Source organism: Pelobacter propionicus DSM 2379, assembly GCF_000015045.1.
Lineage (GTDB): Bacteria > Desulfobacterota > Desulfuromonadia > Geobacterales > Pseudopelobacteraceae > Pseudopelobacter > Pseudopelobacter propionicus.
In genome coordinates, this window is record NC_008609.1 from 3426781 (window position 1) to 3440140 (window position 13360).

The 13360-nt window shown below is 54.8% G+C and carries 16 protein-coding genes, 1 tRNA gene and 1 pseudogene; 12 read left to right on the forward strand and 6 right to left on the reverse strand.

The window, feature by feature from the left end:
* The first annotated feature begins 101 nt into the window (after positions 1 to 101).
* Together PPRO_RS19750 and PPRO_RS15545 are read left to right on the forward strand one after the other, a co-directional pair.
* A complete protein-coding gene (locus PPRO_RS19750) occupies positions 102 to 872 on the forward strand; it encodes a hypothetical protein (RefSeq protein ID WP_011736951.1) in 771 nt (256 codons plus the stop codon).
* Positions 869 to 2128 carry a DnaB-like helicase C-terminal domain-containing protein gene (locus PPRO_RS15545; RefSeq protein WP_011736952.1) on the forward strand — a complete coding sequence of 420 codons (1260 nt, stop codon included), beginning with the start codon at positions 869 to 871 and terminating at the stop codon, positions 2126 to 2128. The genes PPRO_RS19750 and PPRO_RS15545 overlap by 4 nt, the downstream gene beginning before the upstream one ends.
* Positions 2129 to 2314: 186 nt before the next feature.
* Here the strand turns inward: PPRO_RS15545 and PPRO_RS15550 are convergent, their stop codons facing one another.
* Complete coding sequence (locus PPRO_RS15550; RefSeq protein WP_157040041.1) at positions 2315 to 2599, reverse strand: hypothetical protein; 285 nt, start codon at positions 2597 to 2599, stop codon at positions 2315 to 2317.
* 200 nt (positions 2600 to 2799) lie between these two features.
* On the opposite strand from PPRO_RS15550, the gene PPRO_RS15555 reads away from it, so the two are divergent.
* From PPRO_RS15555 to PPRO_RS21920, 4 genes and pseudogenes are all read left to right on the forward strand, one after another.
* Entirely contained in the window at positions 2800 to 3132 is a 333-nt protein-coding gene (locus PPRO_RS15555; RefSeq protein WP_011736954.1) for a hypothetical protein, read from the forward strand.
* Between the two features lie 15 nt (positions 3133 to 3147).
* Positions 3148 to 4671, forward strand: a complete 1524-nt coding sequence (locus tag PPRO_RS15560; protein ID WP_011736955.1) for a hypothetical protein — start codon at positions 3148 to 3150, stop codon at positions 4669 to 4671.
* 77 nt (positions 4672 to 4748) lie between these two features.
* Positions 4749 to 4841: pseudogene (locus PPRO_RS21915) on the forward strand (terminase small subunit); the annotation flags it as partial.
* Between the two features lie 547 nt (positions 4842 to 5388).
* Positions 5389 to 5580 (forward strand): HGGxSTG domain-containing protein, encoded by a 192-nt coding sequence (locus tag PPRO_RS21920; protein WP_086003650.1) that lies wholly within the window; start codon positions 5389 to 5391, stop codon positions 5578 to 5580.
* Between the two features lie 84 nt (positions 5581 to 5664).
* Here PPRO_RS21920 and PPRO_RS15565 read toward each other — a convergent pair whose 3' ends face one another.
* On the reverse strand, positions 5665 to 5940 hold the full coding sequence (locus PPRO_RS15565) for a Rha family transcriptional regulator (protein WP_011736957.1): 276 nt from the start codon (positions 5938 to 5940) through the stop codon (positions 5665 to 5667).
* Between the two features lie 249 nt (positions 5941 to 6189).
* On the opposite strand from PPRO_RS15565, the gene PPRO_RS15570 reads away from it, so the two are divergent.
* The 6 genes from PPRO_RS15570 to PPRO_RS15590 all read left to right on the forward strand — a co-directional run bounded on the left by PPRO_RS15570 (position 6190) and on the right by PPRO_RS15590 (position 8563).
* On the forward strand, positions 6190 to 6531 hold the full coding sequence (locus PPRO_RS15570) for a hypothetical protein (RefSeq protein ID WP_011736958.1): 342 nt from the start codon (positions 6190 to 6192) through the stop codon (positions 6529 to 6531).
* A 355-nt stretch (positions 6532 to 6886) separates the two neighbouring features.
* Positions 6887 to 7210, forward strand: a complete 324-nt coding sequence (locus PPRO_RS15575) for a hypothetical protein (protein WP_011736959.1) — start codon at positions 6887 to 6889, stop codon at positions 7208 to 7210.
* Positions 7211 to 7286: 76 nt separating this feature from the next.
* On the forward strand, positions 7287 to 7505 hold the full coding sequence (locus tag PPRO_RS15580; RefSeq protein WP_198138291.1) for a hypothetical protein: 219 nt from the start codon (positions 7287 to 7289) through the stop codon (positions 7503 to 7505).
* A 269-nt stretch (positions 7506 to 7774) separates the two neighbouring features.
* Positions 7775 to 8173 carry a hypothetical protein gene (locus tag PPRO_RS15585; protein ID WP_041532376.1) on the forward strand — a complete coding sequence of 133 codons (399 nt, stop codon included), beginning with the start codon at positions 7775 to 7777 and terminating at the stop codon, positions 8171 to 8173.
* Positions 8174 to 8191: 18 nt separating this feature from the next.
* Positions 8192 to 8365 (forward strand): helix-turn-helix transcriptional regulator, encoded by a 174-nt coding sequence (locus tag PPRO_RS21925; RefSeq protein WP_083761283.1) that lies wholly within the window; start codon positions 8192 to 8194, stop codon positions 8363 to 8365.
* Between the two features lie 15 nt (positions 8366 to 8380).
* Positions 8381 to 8563 carry a hypothetical protein gene (locus tag PPRO_RS15590; protein WP_157040042.1) on the forward strand — a complete coding sequence of 61 codons (183 nt, stop codon included), beginning with the start codon at positions 8381 to 8383 and terminating at the stop codon, positions 8561 to 8563.
* A 78-nt stretch (positions 8564 to 8641) separates the two neighbouring features.
* On the opposite strand, the gene PPRO_RS15595 is transcribed toward PPRO_RS15590, so the two are convergent.
* The 4 genes from PPRO_RS15595 to PPRO_RS15610 form a co-directional block, all read right to left on the reverse strand.
* Positions 8642 to 8717 (reverse strand) — tRNA-Asn (locus PPRO_RS15595).
* Positions 8718 to 9133: 416 nt separating this feature from the next.
* Positions 9134 to 11272, reverse strand: coding sequence for an L-lactate dehydrogenase (quinone) large subunit LdhH (gene ldhH, locus PPRO_RS15600; RefSeq protein ID WP_011736961.1), 2139 nt, complete (start codon positions 11270 to 11272; stop codon positions 9134 to 9136).
* On the reverse strand, positions 11272 to 11823 hold the full coding sequence (locus PPRO_RS15605) for a LutC/YkgG family protein (protein WP_049759764.1): 552 nt from the start codon (positions 11821 to 11823) through the stop codon (positions 11272 to 11274). The genes ldhH and PPRO_RS15605 overlap by 1 nt, the downstream gene beginning before the upstream one ends.
* A gap of 789 nt (positions 11824 to 12612) precedes the next feature.
* The gene (locus tag PPRO_RS15610; protein ID WP_011736964.1) at positions 12613 to 13335 is read right to left on the reverse strand and encodes a DUF3108 domain-containing protein; all 723 of its coding nucleotides are present in this window, start codon (positions 13333 to 13335) and stop codon (positions 12613 to 12615) included.
* Positions 13336 to 13360 lie beyond the last annotated feature (25 nt).

Consider the following 13360-nt stretch of genomic DNA (forward strand, 5'->3'; position numbering starts at 1 on the left):
CGGGGTAGGCGCCGGCTTGCAATCGGCGCTGACAAGGCGGTGACCCTCCACCGCTTTCCCGGGCATCATCGAAAGAGGGGCAGGCTATGCAAGGGGTAGTCATGGAAGAGCAACACGACAGCCGGCCAACAACGTCGCAGCCGAAGATTCCTGGTGGATGCGTACTTCTTTCCAGAAAGACGCTTGATTCCGACTTGATGGATCAGTCACCCCTTGTCGTCAAGTTGTGGGTGTGGATCCTCCTCAAAGCGTTTTGGAAGGACGGTGACAAGCTGAAACGTGGTCAGCTCCTTACCACTATCGCCGAGATGCAGGAGGCCATGAGCCACTATTCTGGATGGCGGAAGATAGTGCCCACAAAGGACGAACTGCGCTCCGCTTACGGAGCCCTCAGCAAGGCCACACGGATAACCACACGGAAGACCACACGCGGAATGATAATAACAGTAATAAATTACCACACTTATCAAGATATCTCCGCTTACGCTTCCCGCACGGAAAACCTCAAGGGAATCGCAACGGAGCCCCCAGCAACCCCACACTATAGAGAAGAAAGAGAAGAAGTAAAAAATACTTCTTGTCCGGAACCGAGAAAAACGGCTCCGGACTGCATCATTTTCGACACGGAAAAGGACTCCTTCTTCAACACCGAATCCTACCTTCAGACATGGGAAGCGGCATACCCGGCTGTTGATATCCCCTTGGAACTTGCCAAGGCCGCCGCTTGGCTCAAAGCCAACCCGAAGAATCGGAAGAAAAACTATGCCCGCTTCCTGAACAACTGGCTGATGAAGGCCCAGGACAGGGCGCCACGAGTGACGGGCGTGACCGATGACCGCAAAACCCGTGCTGAGATCGAGGAACTGCTATGAACCAATTCACTGACCCTGTTGCCGAGCAAGAGATTGTCGGAGCCGTCCTGACGGACCCTGATTCCTTTACAAGCATCCGCCCCATTGTCACCCCGGAGATGTTCTCAAATCTGAAGCTGGAAACGGTCTACAGGACATTTTCTGAACAGTACGAGAAAAACGGACTCACTGACCTTGCAACCCTGGCGGAAATATCTGGAGTACCAGGACACGTCCTTGTTGGCTGTATGGCGGAAAGCGCTATTCCATCGCTGGTACACATCAAGGCCCGCAAAATTGCCGACCAGTTCCACAAGCGCCATATTCAACGCCAGTTGGCGATTACCATCGCCCAGCTGGGAACCCTCACCCCGGCAGAGATCGCAGCAGCACTCTCCAACTTGGCAGCAGACGTGACGATCAGGAACCATGAAAAATCCGTATTCTCTCCCGGCGAGTTGTGCAAACGAGTTTCCGCTCTCCAGAAGACAAGGGAGCAGGAACGAAAGGAAGGCAGGCACCAAGGGGCGGACACGGGCTATCCGGTTGTACAGCAGCTGCTCAAGGGGCTTGCGCCGAAACGAATGACGGTCATCGCCGCCGCTACCGGCTTCGGCAAGAGCACCCTGGCGCTCAATCTGCTTTACAACACGACCACAAGCGGACACCGGGCGCTGTTCATCACCAACGAAAACGACGTGGACACCAACCTTGACCGGCTCGCCGCGATTCACTCCGGCATCCGGTTGAAGGAGCTTGAGCAAGGAGGACAACACCGGGCTGCCATCAGTTTTGGTGAGCAGTTCCACAACTCCGGCCTGTTTATGACCGACAATTCCCCCCGGACCGTTGAGGAGATCGTGGGGATCATCACCCGACATGCGATTCAACACAAAATCAAAGTGGCCTTCGTTGATTACATCGGCGAGATCACCCCGAGCGGGGAGAGCTCCCGCGATACGGAAGAGGCAAGGCTTGCCCGTTATGCACAGCGGCTTGTTGATTGCGCGAAATCGCTAGAGCTCCATGTGGTCGTTATGGCGCAGTTAAACCGCCAAGGCAATACCAAGGGTAGGCCCACACGCGCCGAACTCGCTGGATGCTTCAAGATTGCCCAGAAAGCACACTCCTTACTGCTGTTTTGGCAGGACGAGAAGAAGCGCGACGTTTTGACCGTGGATAAGAATCGCCAGGGGCCAAGCGGGATCGACATCCACATGGACTTCGACCGGACAACGCAGCGCATCCGAGAGTTATGCGTTTTGACCGCTGACTAGGGGAGTGGGGCTTATGAAACCGAGACCATCAAAAAAGCAAAGCCCCGGGTGCCCCTCCTGGATCTTGGCCGGCGTTCGGGAGAAGTACGAAGAGGCCACAGGTAAGCTTACAAGGGGCATACATTAGTCATACAAATGGTTGTAGGCGGCTCGGCAAACGTCTGCTGTTGCTTTGTAAAGATGTTCCTATAACTGGATGCCCATCACGAAATTGAAGAACAGCCAAACAGCGCCACCAACAACAGACACGAAGAATAGCCACGACATGATGACCTCTTCACCGATGAACATTAGCGCAAACGGCACCAGGGCAGCGAGTATCCACCATTTCATCGTCAGGGCGAACGACCCAATGAAGATTGCGGCCATGGCTACGGCAAGGGCTGTCACGGCCTTATCAATCCATCGCCGCCTTGGCCTGTCCCACAACGCCACGGGTGATGTCGTTTTTGATTCGCTGGAGTTCGACAAGCTGCGCCCTCTTCTCGTCTGGAGATATTGTTCTGTCCAGATTAATTACTTTACTCTGTTTATTGGTTTTCTCAACTGCCCCTGCGCATTTTGCAGCAGGTGCTTTGACTGCAACTGAGGCATGCTTTAGATGGGCGCACATGCAGGTATTCGCGGCCGGAAGACCCGGAAATAGAACAGCTTATACAGGAGGGGCGTAGATGGAACAGATAGAGGAATTGAAGCAGGGGCGCGAGGTAATGCCTGAGTATGCAACCCTCTTGCAGGCGTATTTAGATCTCCTGCAAAAGCACACTGAGCTGCAAAAGTCCTACATAAACCTGCGGCTAAGTACCGCCTCATCAAATGATTGCCGACGTTATCAGGCTTTTGAAAACTGTAAACCGGTCATGGAGATCTATGCGCATCCGAACACCGGCAGCGAAGAACTGGTGAGCTTGCTACACGGCGCAATAGACGACATTTTGGAGTCAGCAGCCGGCGCAACCAGCGGCAAAGTAGTCAATCTTGATGCCTACCGTAACAGGAACTAGCGAAAGGGGAAAACCATGGGAACTACAAACAATTGGATGGCGGATGGACTCAACGCTTACGTGTCTCTGGCTCGACAAGGCCTGGCTGAACGGAAACTTGAGGTCGACATGGAAACCAAGAATCAGCAGATGCAGTTAGCTACCAATCAGGATCAGCGTTCAGCTGCCTCTGCCGGGCTGTCAAACCAGGCCACACAACTTCAGATCGACGAGGCCAAGACCAAACAGTCGGAGCGAACCAACTTCCAAAGCCAACTGCGCGACTACATCACCATGAAAACGGCGGCGAACCCCTCTATCCCGAACACGCTTGACCCGGCAGAGATCGAGAGATCAACGCAGGAGGCCTACAACCTGGCGCATACCGCCAACATGCTGGGCCAGCTGCCCGACAACACGGCGCAGTCGTTCGGAGTTAAGGACTTGCCCCCCTATGCGCAACAGGTGTTGGTGGAGGGACCGGGCAAGGCGGCACGACTGCGAGCCGGAACGGTCCACAAAGACCCGAACACCGGCATGGAGTATTCCGTCACCGGCGATCTTGGCCCTGTCCATGTTGTGAAGAAGCCGGGGCAGCCGGCAGTCATCATGCCAACCATGATGGTGGCCGGGAAGGATGCCAACGGCCAGGTGGTGTCGTGGGAAGTGCCGTTCACCGAAAATAAGTCCAACGACCCCAACGATCAGGTGCGGGCCATCACGCCTGACTTCCTGATGTACCGGGCGGGCAATCAGCTTGCAGCCTTGAAGAAGGCCCAGGAGAAAGGCATCTCCCCGGCGGTGGCGAGCGCGGAGGACAAATACAACATGATCCTCTCCATGCCGTATGAGAAGCAGCTTGAATGGTGGCAGGGAGTGATGAAAAACGAAACGGCCAAGAGGGAGAAGTACGTCACCGACGCAGCTGTCGCCCGGGCCGCGCAGCCCTACGCGGATCAGATCAAGAAGCTCAGTGGCACGCCGGAACAGAAGCGCACCTCCGCTACCGCCATCATGCTTGGCGCTCCCAGCGAAGTGGTAGATCACCTGTTGAAGTCATCCAAGGCTGTGAATGATATGTTCCCCGACAGCAAGCGCAACGTCGTGGTGGCTAACACCGGGGACGGCGTGTATGCGGTGGATGGCGTTACCGGGCAGAAGGTTTCAAAGATAGGCGGGCCGACCAAGGTACCGAACTACGGTGGAGGGAAAAGCAGTGGCGGCGGGAGGTCAAGAAGCGGCTCATCCTCAAGCGAGCTGAAACCACGCGAACGCCTTACTTCCATCGACAAGGACATCAAGGAACTGCACACCGACAACCGGGCCTTGCAAAAAGAACTGCGCATCACCTACGACCGGGAGGGCAAGTCCGGGATCAATCAGGCCATTGCCGAAAACAACAGGCGGCTAAAAGAACTGTCTGGCGAGAAGTCCGCAATCATGGGCCGGGGCGGCGGACAAGCGCCACAGCAGCCCACCAAGCCCCCTCTGACATCGTTCATCAGCAATTCCGGCAACAGCGTTACACCTCTCTCCCAGCGGTTCGGGCTGACCTTCTAAAAGGATAAACTAGACCGGCCACTCCCGGGTGATCTCGATAATGGGCGTGGCCGGTGACCATCTGAAACAGAGCAGGGAAAAGCCGCAAGTTTGTGGAGGAATACCTGATCGACCTGAACGCTACTCAGGCGGCGATACGGGCGGGATATTCATCGAAAACGGCGCAAGAGTAGTCTTCCAGGTTGTTATCAAATGTTATGGTTCAGGCGGCGATTCAAGAGGCAATGAACAGCCCCACGCTTGTTAGTAAATGTTAGTATTGCAGCAGCTATTCAGGCGGGTTGTTCCAAGAAAGCAACGGAGTGAAGCGGTCCTCAACTACTCCAGAAAACTCCAGTTGGTGATGCAATCAGGAAAGCGACCGAAAGGGGACTGGCCACATGAGGACAGAAAGCCATGGAGGCCCTTTCGCTTTTTTAGCGATTAATAGCAATGGCAGGTAAGGGATCGCCAAAAGGAGTGAAGCAGGGGGTGGCAAAACACCACCACCTCAACAAGAGCACGGCAGGGATCAAGGCTCTGGCGCAGGGCGACAGCGTTGAGCGCACCATCGTAGAACCGAAACATGACACCACTCAGGCGGACTGAATAATGGACAAGACCACACACAAAGAACTGGTACGGAAACTCCGAGCCTACAACGCAGAAAGAGATCTACGTTTCGCTGCCTGGGAAGAGTCCGGGTATGATCACCTCATGACACCTCAGTATCATCCCATGCCTCCGGAACTGGCCGAATTGGCTTGTGGCGCCAAGACCAGAACCGGAACCCCCTGCAAGCGCAAGGACATCTATTCGAATGGACGCTGTAAGTTCCATGGTGGATTGAGTACTGGACCAACTACAGAGGAAGGCAAAAGGAAAGCTGCAATGAATGGGGTGAGGCCCAAAAAGAAGCGAAGCCTATGAACGGTGGCGAAAAATCACGTTGCTCGCATGAGTGAGCATAAGAAGGAACAAGGGGGTCGTATCCGTGCCGCCCCCCGGTGGAAGTCAGTGGATGACCATCATAAAATGAATCTGACCTTTATCCCCCCCCCGCCTCTCACTATTCGCAAGAACTCCGGTGAACCCCATCGCCAGCAAAGTAAAGCCGTCACGGCTCATCTGGTACATCGGCAGTGTCCTGCCGGTTGGGTCCACATATTCACTAAGCCCAAAAATGGGCTGAGCATCATCAGGCAAATCGTGCTTTATTTTTTCGATGTCCCTCAAAATGTGGTTGTGCCGCTTCCCAAACACCTCTACCACCTTCAGACTCGTGGTCACTCAGCAGACAACGTCAAGAAGTGGTTACGAAAAGCGAAGCCCATGAATGGCAGAGAAAACTTGAGGTTGCAAAGGGTTTCACAACAGGCAGGTGTCCGGCCACTCCTTGCAAATCCAACATCATGGCCTGCGTGGCCGGCACCCGCGTACATGGGCTCACCTGTTATCAAATGTTATGGTTCAGGCGGGCGAAAGATCACGGAAAGGTGAGCAGTGGTATACTCATCGAAACAGAGAAAGGTGAGCTCAATGACACTGGCAGAGATGGCACAGCAGAAGCGACAGAGCGACACGAAGTTCAAGGCGTGGGTGCTGAAGGAGTCCCGGAGACTGGCGGAAACGGTGGACCCGATGGGCAGCCCGACGCAAAGGCAGATGCTGGAGTCGTGGAAACTGCACCGACCCAAGATGTGGGCGCAGCTGAACAGACTGGGGATAGCCAAGGAACTGGCGCACGTCCTGGACGAGAAGTGCCAGGAGTCGATCCGCAAGAACCTGGCGGCGGGGATGTACTCGACGGACGCCAGGGAGGAAGCGGAGAAGGACTGGCTACTTCTGGAACCGGAGGAGAGCGAGCTTCAGGAGGAGTAAGGCCTGGGGGGGCAAGCCAGGGCATCCTGCAATAAAACCTGAGCCTGCCAAACCAAGAACTCTTGGCAAAAGGGTCTAGACTATGGAAATAATCATTTACATTATCGCAGCGGTGTTAATTCTTCTGTCAATTGGTGGCTTGGCTACGTTTCATGCGTCAAAGCATCCCGGCCTGTTGGTGTCTTCAGCTGTCTCTATTATTTTTTCATGCCTAGCAATATACCAGGTGCATTGGTGGCCTCTGGTAGCCGGATTTGCTGTAAATTGGGGGCTTCGGCTGATGGGACTAGACCCGAGTTGGCAGAGACGATGAATAATATGGGTTGTGATATTTATGAATAGGGGGAATGGGTGAATGAAAAGGTATTTGTCGCCTGCCGTGCTGCGTCGGGCATTGTTGTGTGTTGCATGTGTGGTTTTCGCTACATTGCTCCACATATTTTACCTACGCATAGACCAGGAATGGAATCCTGACAAAAGACTATTGACGCTTTACCACCAAGGTGATGTGCCGGTTGGATTTGTGGAAACAGGGAATGATCTCTTTGCATGCGGGCTGTTTGCGATCAACCAGCCTTGGGTTTTTGGCTTGATAGTCCCAATAATGTTACTGTTTGCTGCTATTTACATTTTGATAGGAGTATTTGAAAAAGCCGGGGAAGCACCCGAGGGCAGATAGAAGTGATCTCACCCGTCACCATCGAGGCAGCAGGAACAACTACGCCCATCATTTAGGCAATCCGATGAAACCTCCCATGTCACAAGGTGAAACCGACGCCATCCCCAGGATGATACAGAGGTTGTCCACAGGCGGTGTGGAAATTGCGGAGGCACTAGATGGGCATCTCACTGTCTGGATCATGGGCAGCCTGGGGAGCGCTGGAACAGAGGGGTATGAGGCGCTTGCCGTCGTCATCGCGACGCTTGAGGAGAAGGGGCACGAAGTCCCGGAACCGGGTAGCTTCGGGATATAGTTGTCTTACAGGCTTAGGACAGGACAATGAACAAGCTGTTTCCCGGGAAAGGAGGCGGCTTGTTTGAAAAGAACAAAGGTTTTCAAAATAGCCGGGCCTGTTGACACCAGGTAGCCGGCTATTTTGTTTCCAATTTGGTGTGTTTCTTATTTCTGCTTTTGTGTATATAAGTTATTGATTTTATTAGATTAAAGCCATTGACTTCTCTTTTTATGCGGCCTATCTTGGTTTCACATTGTTTCAAAAAAAACAGATCGGAGGAGAAGCGTATGCACTGTTGTGGACCGGAGAACATTGGGGGAAATTTGAATGTTGGCGCTGATGCGATCGGAATGATGGAATACCGCGCAGGACAGGCGATTGCAGGCATTCGTGACGCGCTTGATGTTTTGGACGAGTGCAACGGGGCAGTTACGGCTAAATACTCGCCATCTGATAAGCTACTGGATCGTTGGCGCCAAAACCGTCAATGGTTAAAGGAAAACGAATTTACATCTAACCTGGAGGGAGCAGCAAATGAACTTTATGTTTTAAGGACGGTACTCGATGGTCTCGAGGTTGATGATGATTATGTGCGAGACGGGGTAGTTTCGATGATTGATACCGTTGCTCGCAAGTTGGAAGACCTCGCTCACGGCAGAGTTTCAGGAGATATGCTGCCAGATTAATAAACTGGGGTACAGGCCATGGACAGGCTTTTAACGCTTAAAGAGGTTTCTCAGATTACTGGGAAAGCAGTAAGGACGTTTTACAATGCAAAGTCAACAGGGAGATATCCGCTCAAGTTCATCAAACTGGGTAGATCGGTGCGAGTCAAGGAAAGTGATCTGATAGCCTGGATCGAGAGCGGAGAATCCTAACAGATGGGGGGGCTTATGGAAGAAAAGCTTCTGACCGTGGAAGATCTGGCAAGGCGGACAGGCTTCAAGAAGTCATACTTCTACAACCGCGATCGAACCAAGGCCAAGACCCTTAAATTTTGCTTCGAGCGCCCACTGATGACAACCGAGGAGAATTTCCAGGATTGGCTCAAGAGTTTGGCCAAGAGCAAGGTGTAGTCTAGAAACTATTACACCACTGACTACACCACAAAGAAAAAGGGCTTACACCGTCATGATGTAAGCCCTTGTTTTTTCTGGCTCCCCAACCCGGACTCGAACCAGGGACAAGGTGGTTAACAGCCACCTGCTCTACCGACTGAGCTATTGGGGAATATGGCTCATCCCGGAGGATGAAAGTCCTGCTCCGAAAAGCAGGAGGATTAATTACCACAACAGCCAAAGCCTGTCAACAGCAAACTTCTACCTACTCCAAAAGGATTCAAACTTCACCTGCCGGCCTAAGGGAGTGCCCCTGAGCCCCCCTCATTACCAGAGGAAAAAGAGCCCCGATATTCCATCAGACCGATGGCCAGACTCCTGTCCGGATCTGGATTATTGGGCAGAATCGATTGACTGCCCCGCTGACGGAGCGTGCTAGTCATACTTCGGACAGCTACCATTTTGCATTAAGGGAGGCAACAATCGGTAGACGTGTATCAGTGCTGACACTGAGCCGAAACACAGAGAGGCCCGCCTCCGGAACGAAAGCGGGCCTCTCTGGTTACAGAAACCAGTAAACGCGGCCTTCTACTTGCCCTCCACCTGGTCCACCAGTAGCTCCAGGGTGTGCTTGACCTTGATTGGGGCGCCATCCTGGTGCAGGCCGCCGCCGATCTGCATCACGCAACCGGGGCAGTCCATGGCAACGATGGATGCTCCGGTGTTCTTGATATTGGCCAGCTTGCGCTGCAGAATCGGGGCAGAGATCTCGGGCAGCTTGATGGAATAGGAGCCACCCATGCCGCAACACATGTCACATTCGAACATCTCGGTCAGCTGGTAACCAGCCTTCTGCAGCAGTTCGCGCGGCTGTTCAAATACCTTCAGGGTCCGCCTCAGATGACAGGAGTCGTGGTAAGTGAAACTGCCCAGCTTCTGCCCCTGCCTGAAGCTCAGGCGCCCCTCGTCCACCAGCTTCTTGACCAGGGTTGAGAAGTCCACCGTTTTTTCGGCAAGTTTTTTTGCCTGGGGAATCCAGTCGGTCCGACCCAAGCTCTCCAGGGTAGCGATGAACTCATGTTCCAAGGCCACCGTGCAGGTAGGACAGGCAGAGACCACGTATTTCACGTCTTCTTTCAGCAGCGCGGTGATGTTGTCCACGGCGTTATTGCCGGCCACCTCGTAGGCGCCGTTGTAGCGGGCCGGTGCTCCGCAGCAGGTCTGATCTTGGGGGAAGATCACCTCGATGCCGGCCTTGTTGAGGATTTTGATCAGCGACTCCCCCATCTCCGGATAGGCGAAGTCGATCAGGCAACCGGCGTAGAAGGCCGCTTTTTCCTTCAGCTTGGGCTGCTTGATCTTCTTGAAGCGATCCCGGAACGGTTCGGCGGCGATGGCCGGCAGACTGCGCCCCTCGGTCAACTCGGAGAGGAAGAAGGGGAGATGGCGAATGAATCCTCCGGAGGTAAACGGCTTGCCCGTGATGGAGGCGGCCCTGAGCATGCTGTGGAACAGCTTGCGGTTGTTAACCACGCTGAAGATGGCCTTCTGGGTCAGGGACTGCCCCTTGTCCACCACCAGGCGGCGCCTGATCTCCAGGATCATGTCTGGGATGTCCAGCTTGCCGGGGCAGACTTCCTTGCAGTTGCCGCACTGGATGCACAACCCCTGGATGTCCTCGGAATTCTGCAGCGCCTCGAACCAGGCGGTGAGAATGGTGCCAATGCCACCGGTGTAGACGCTGCCGAAGACGTGACCGCCAACCAGACGGAAGATTGGGCAGACATTCAGGCAGGATCCACAGCGGATGCACTGCATGGCCTGCTTGAACTTGACGTCGTGGGACATCTCCGTGCGGCGGTTGTCCATGAGGATGATGTGCAGCTGCTTCATAGAGCCGTCGGTATTCTCAACCGGTCCGGTGATGATAGAGCAGTAGCTGGTCAGGAGCTGGGCGGTGGCGCTGCGCGGCAGGGCGGTCAGGATCGGGACGATATCCTCGAACTTCTCCACGAACTTTTCGATCCCCACCAGGGCGATGTGGATCTTGGGGAGGGTGGTGACCATCCTGGCGTTTCCCTCGTTGGTGACCAGAACGATGCTACCGGTCTCGGCGACCGCCAGGTTGCCGCCGGTGATACCCATATCCGCCTCAAGGAACTTGGAGCGCAGCTCCTTACGGGCCACCTCCACCAGGCGGGGTATATCGGTGGTCAGCCGCTCGTGGACCTCCTTGCCGAACAGCTCGGCCACCTCCTCCTTGGTCATGTGGATGGCCGGCATGACCATGTGGGACGGCTTCTGTCCGGCAAGCTGGATAATCCACTCTCCCAGGTCGGTCTCCTTGACCGACATACCGTTCTTGATCAGGAAGTCATTCAGGTGGATCTCTTCGCTGGCCATGGACTTGGACTTGACCACGCTCTTGACGTTGTTGTCCCGGGCGACTTTCAGGATATACTCCTTGACCTTGTCCGGGCTGTCGGCCAGAAAAACTTTGGCGCCCAAGGCCTCGGCCTTGATCTTGAACGAGGCAGCCAGCAGGTCGATGTGCGATGCCGCAAATGCCTTACGGTCGGCTATGTTTTGGCGCAGCGCCTCGAAATCGATCCCCTCGTACGCCTTGGCGCGGTTGACCTTGTACGCCTCTGAGAATTTCCCCAGGGCGGTGGTCAGTGTCGCGTTGTGGACGGCCTTGCTGACAGAGTCCTTGAATTCCTTTTTCATCAGTTTGCTCCTTCCAGATCATCGACAAAGACGATCACCAATCTCTTGGGGCCATGCACACCTATGGTCAGCACCCGCTCGATGTCGGCGGTGCGGCTCGGACCGGTTATGAAAGCGATGTACCTGCTGTTGGACGGATTGATCTTAGCGAAGACCGCCGGTTTGCCGTCCAGAATCCTATCCGTCCCGATGATGGCCACATGGATGACGGGCAGGGTCGACACCAGGCGCTGAACGATTGCCGTCTGGTCGGTCACCAGCGACCCGGTGTCGGTCAGGGCATAGCCAGCCTCGCTGATCCCCACCAAAGAGTCGGCGGCCAGCTCGCGGGTAACCTGAAACTTGAGTCCGGGCGCCTTGGCTTGGAGCGACGTCCTGTCGACGCCGTCCAGGAAGGGACCCTCGGCCCACAGGGCATATCCCTTGGGCGCATCACTAACCCCTTCGTCCTTCAGAAACGAGACGATGAAATCCAGCGCATCAGCTTTCGTTTTGAAACGATGGACTTCCGCGCCAACCGCCTCCGCCTTTGTCTTGAAAAGTTCGTACATATCGTTGACCTCCTTGTAGCGTGTGTGTATCCAAATCAAACCAGAGAGGGATAAAGACAGGTTTTGCTCGCGCGCCGCACGAAGATGGTATGACCACATCCCCCGCAACACGAAGCGGTAAAAAACAAATCATGTTTCCACGCAATTTTTAAAACAATAATATGCATGGACAGAAGAAATCAATAGCACAGGACCGGTATTTTAACAACCAACAGACAAAATGGTCATCTGGTATTACCAATTCTATATCTCCTTGATTTACAGCCTCTTTAAACACAAAACGAATATACCAGACTTCCGGCATCACGCCTTGGCATTGGTCTGACTTTTTACGCCTTCGCCAGAAATCGGCAGTCCGAGAGCCTTGCTCACGCTTGTGTAGTTCCCCATGTCGCTGACCGCCTCCCCCGTGCAACGGGAAGAACGTTTGCCCCCCCCCCTTTCGCGCAGGGCACATCGGCGCGCAGGCTCCAGCGGGCAGCAACCCCATTCCAGAGGCGCAGCGTGTGAGTGATGAACAAACAGACGGGGAGCAACCTGAGAAGCCGAATAAACGTGGCAGGAACAACTCTCCTGGCACTGAAACAGGAGGGCGATAAAAATGGCTCAGGTTGAAGCCATGGGGATTCGCACAGAAGAGATCGCTGCTGCATGCGTGAGACGGCGTGCCGCGTAGCACTGCCGTGGCGACAGACAGGGGTCAACCGGTGGATGCTGGCTTGCAACAAAAAAAGCCCACCGAAAAACTCTCCGGGGGCAATTTTTACGATGACGGTCGCCTTAGCGCCATCAAAACAGCAGCGTTTTGTACTCCACCAGCTTGGCGGAATAACTGCCGGCCTTTCCGCGCCCCTCCTGACGGGCGATCATGACACCCACGTCATCCCCCCTGATCCAGCGACGGCAACGCTTGTTCTTGTCCTCGAACTGAACCACCCGAAAGCGGTAACTCTTGCCGCCTACCTGGATCTCCTCACTGCGAATCCAGGTGTAGCGACGCGTCACCACCTCCAGAGTCTCGAAATCAAGCAGGCGCAGGGCGGCCGTCTCCCCCTCCCGTTTCAGTCGCATTTCCGGGCATTCCATGGTCGTGTAGTCATACTGTTCGCGGGGGATCACGATGGTGCGCACATTCCGGTTCTCGGTCACCCTGATGCGGAATTCGTTGTGCTCCAGCTCCCCCTGGACAACGACGGGATGTCCGTTTTCCCTGCTGGTGCGCGAATAGCGCAGGGTTCCGCCACTGCCAACCAGCGCGTCTTCATGTTTGTCCAGCAAATAGGAGCGCATCAGGAGGCTGGCGCTAATCCTGGTGGAGCTGGAAAACCTGAACATGGCCCGCTCGCCGCTACCCTCCAGGGAACAGACCGAGGTTGCCTCCCCGACACGAAAACCGTGGGAGAACACGGAGAAGCGGGAGGTTCTCGAATCGATTGCGCCGCACCAGCCAGCCGACGGCAGCAACAGCACACAGAGCAGAACAGCCAGCGCACAGAAGTGTAATCGCTTCATAATTGACCCAGCCCCTTCCCCTTCA

Bases quoted from the DNA above. Each gene is read 5' to 3' on its own strand.
- PPRO_RS15580 (WP_198138291.1), top strand. From the start codon at position 7,287: ATGTCACAAGGTGAAACCGACGCCATCCCCAGGATGATACAGAGGTTG.
- PPRO_RS15585 (WP_041532376.1), top strand. From the start codon at position 7,775: ATGCACTGTTGTGGACCGGAGAACATTGGGGGAAATTTGAATGTTGGC.
- ldhH (WP_011736961.1), bottom strand. From the start codon at position 11,272: ATGAAAAAGGAATTCAAGGACTCTGTCAGCAAGGCCGTCCACAACGCG.
- PPRO_RS15555 (WP_011736954.1), top strand. From the start codon at position 2,800: ATGGAACAGATAGAGGAATTGAAGCAGGGGCGCGAGGTAATGCCTGAG.
- PPRO_RS15560 (WP_011736955.1), top strand. From the start codon at position 3,148: ATGGGAACTACAAACAATTGGATGGCGGATGGACTCAACGCTTACGTG.
- PPRO_RS21920 (WP_086003650.1), top strand. From the start codon at position 5,389: ATGCCTCCGGAACTGGCCGAATTGGCTTGTGGCGCCAAGACCAGAACC.
- PPRO_RS15575 (WP_011736959.1), top strand. From the start codon at position 6,887: ATGAAAAGGTATTTGTCGCCTGCCGTGCTGCGTCGGGCATTGTTGTGT.
- PPRO_RS21925 (WP_083761283.1), top strand. From the start codon at position 8,192: ATGGACAGGCTTTTAACGCTTAAAGAGGTTTCTCAGATTACTGGGAAA.
- PPRO_RS15605 (WP_049759764.1), bottom strand. From the start codon at position 11,823: ATGTACGAACTTTTCAAGACAAAGGCGGAGGCGGTTGGCGCGGAAGTC.
- PPRO_RS15545 (WP_011736952.1), top strand. From the start codon at position 869: ATGAACCAATTCACTGACCCTGTTGCCGAGCAAGAGATTGTCGGAGCC.
- PPRO_RS15610 (WP_011736964.1), bottom strand. From the start codon at position 13,335: ATGAAGCGATTACACTTCTGTGCGCTGGCTGTTCTGCTCTGTGTGCTG.
- PPRO_RS15570 (WP_011736958.1), top strand. From the start codon at position 6,190: ATGACACTGGCAGAGATGGCACAGCAGAAGCGACAGAGCGACACGAAG.
- PPRO_RS15590 (WP_157040042.1), top strand. From the start codon at position 8,381: ATGGAAGAAAAGCTTCTGACCGTGGAAGATCTGGCAAGGCGGACAGGC.
- PPRO_RS19750 (WP_011736951.1), top strand. From the start codon at position 102: ATGGAAGAGCAACACGACAGCCGGCCAACAACGTCGCAGCCGAAGATT.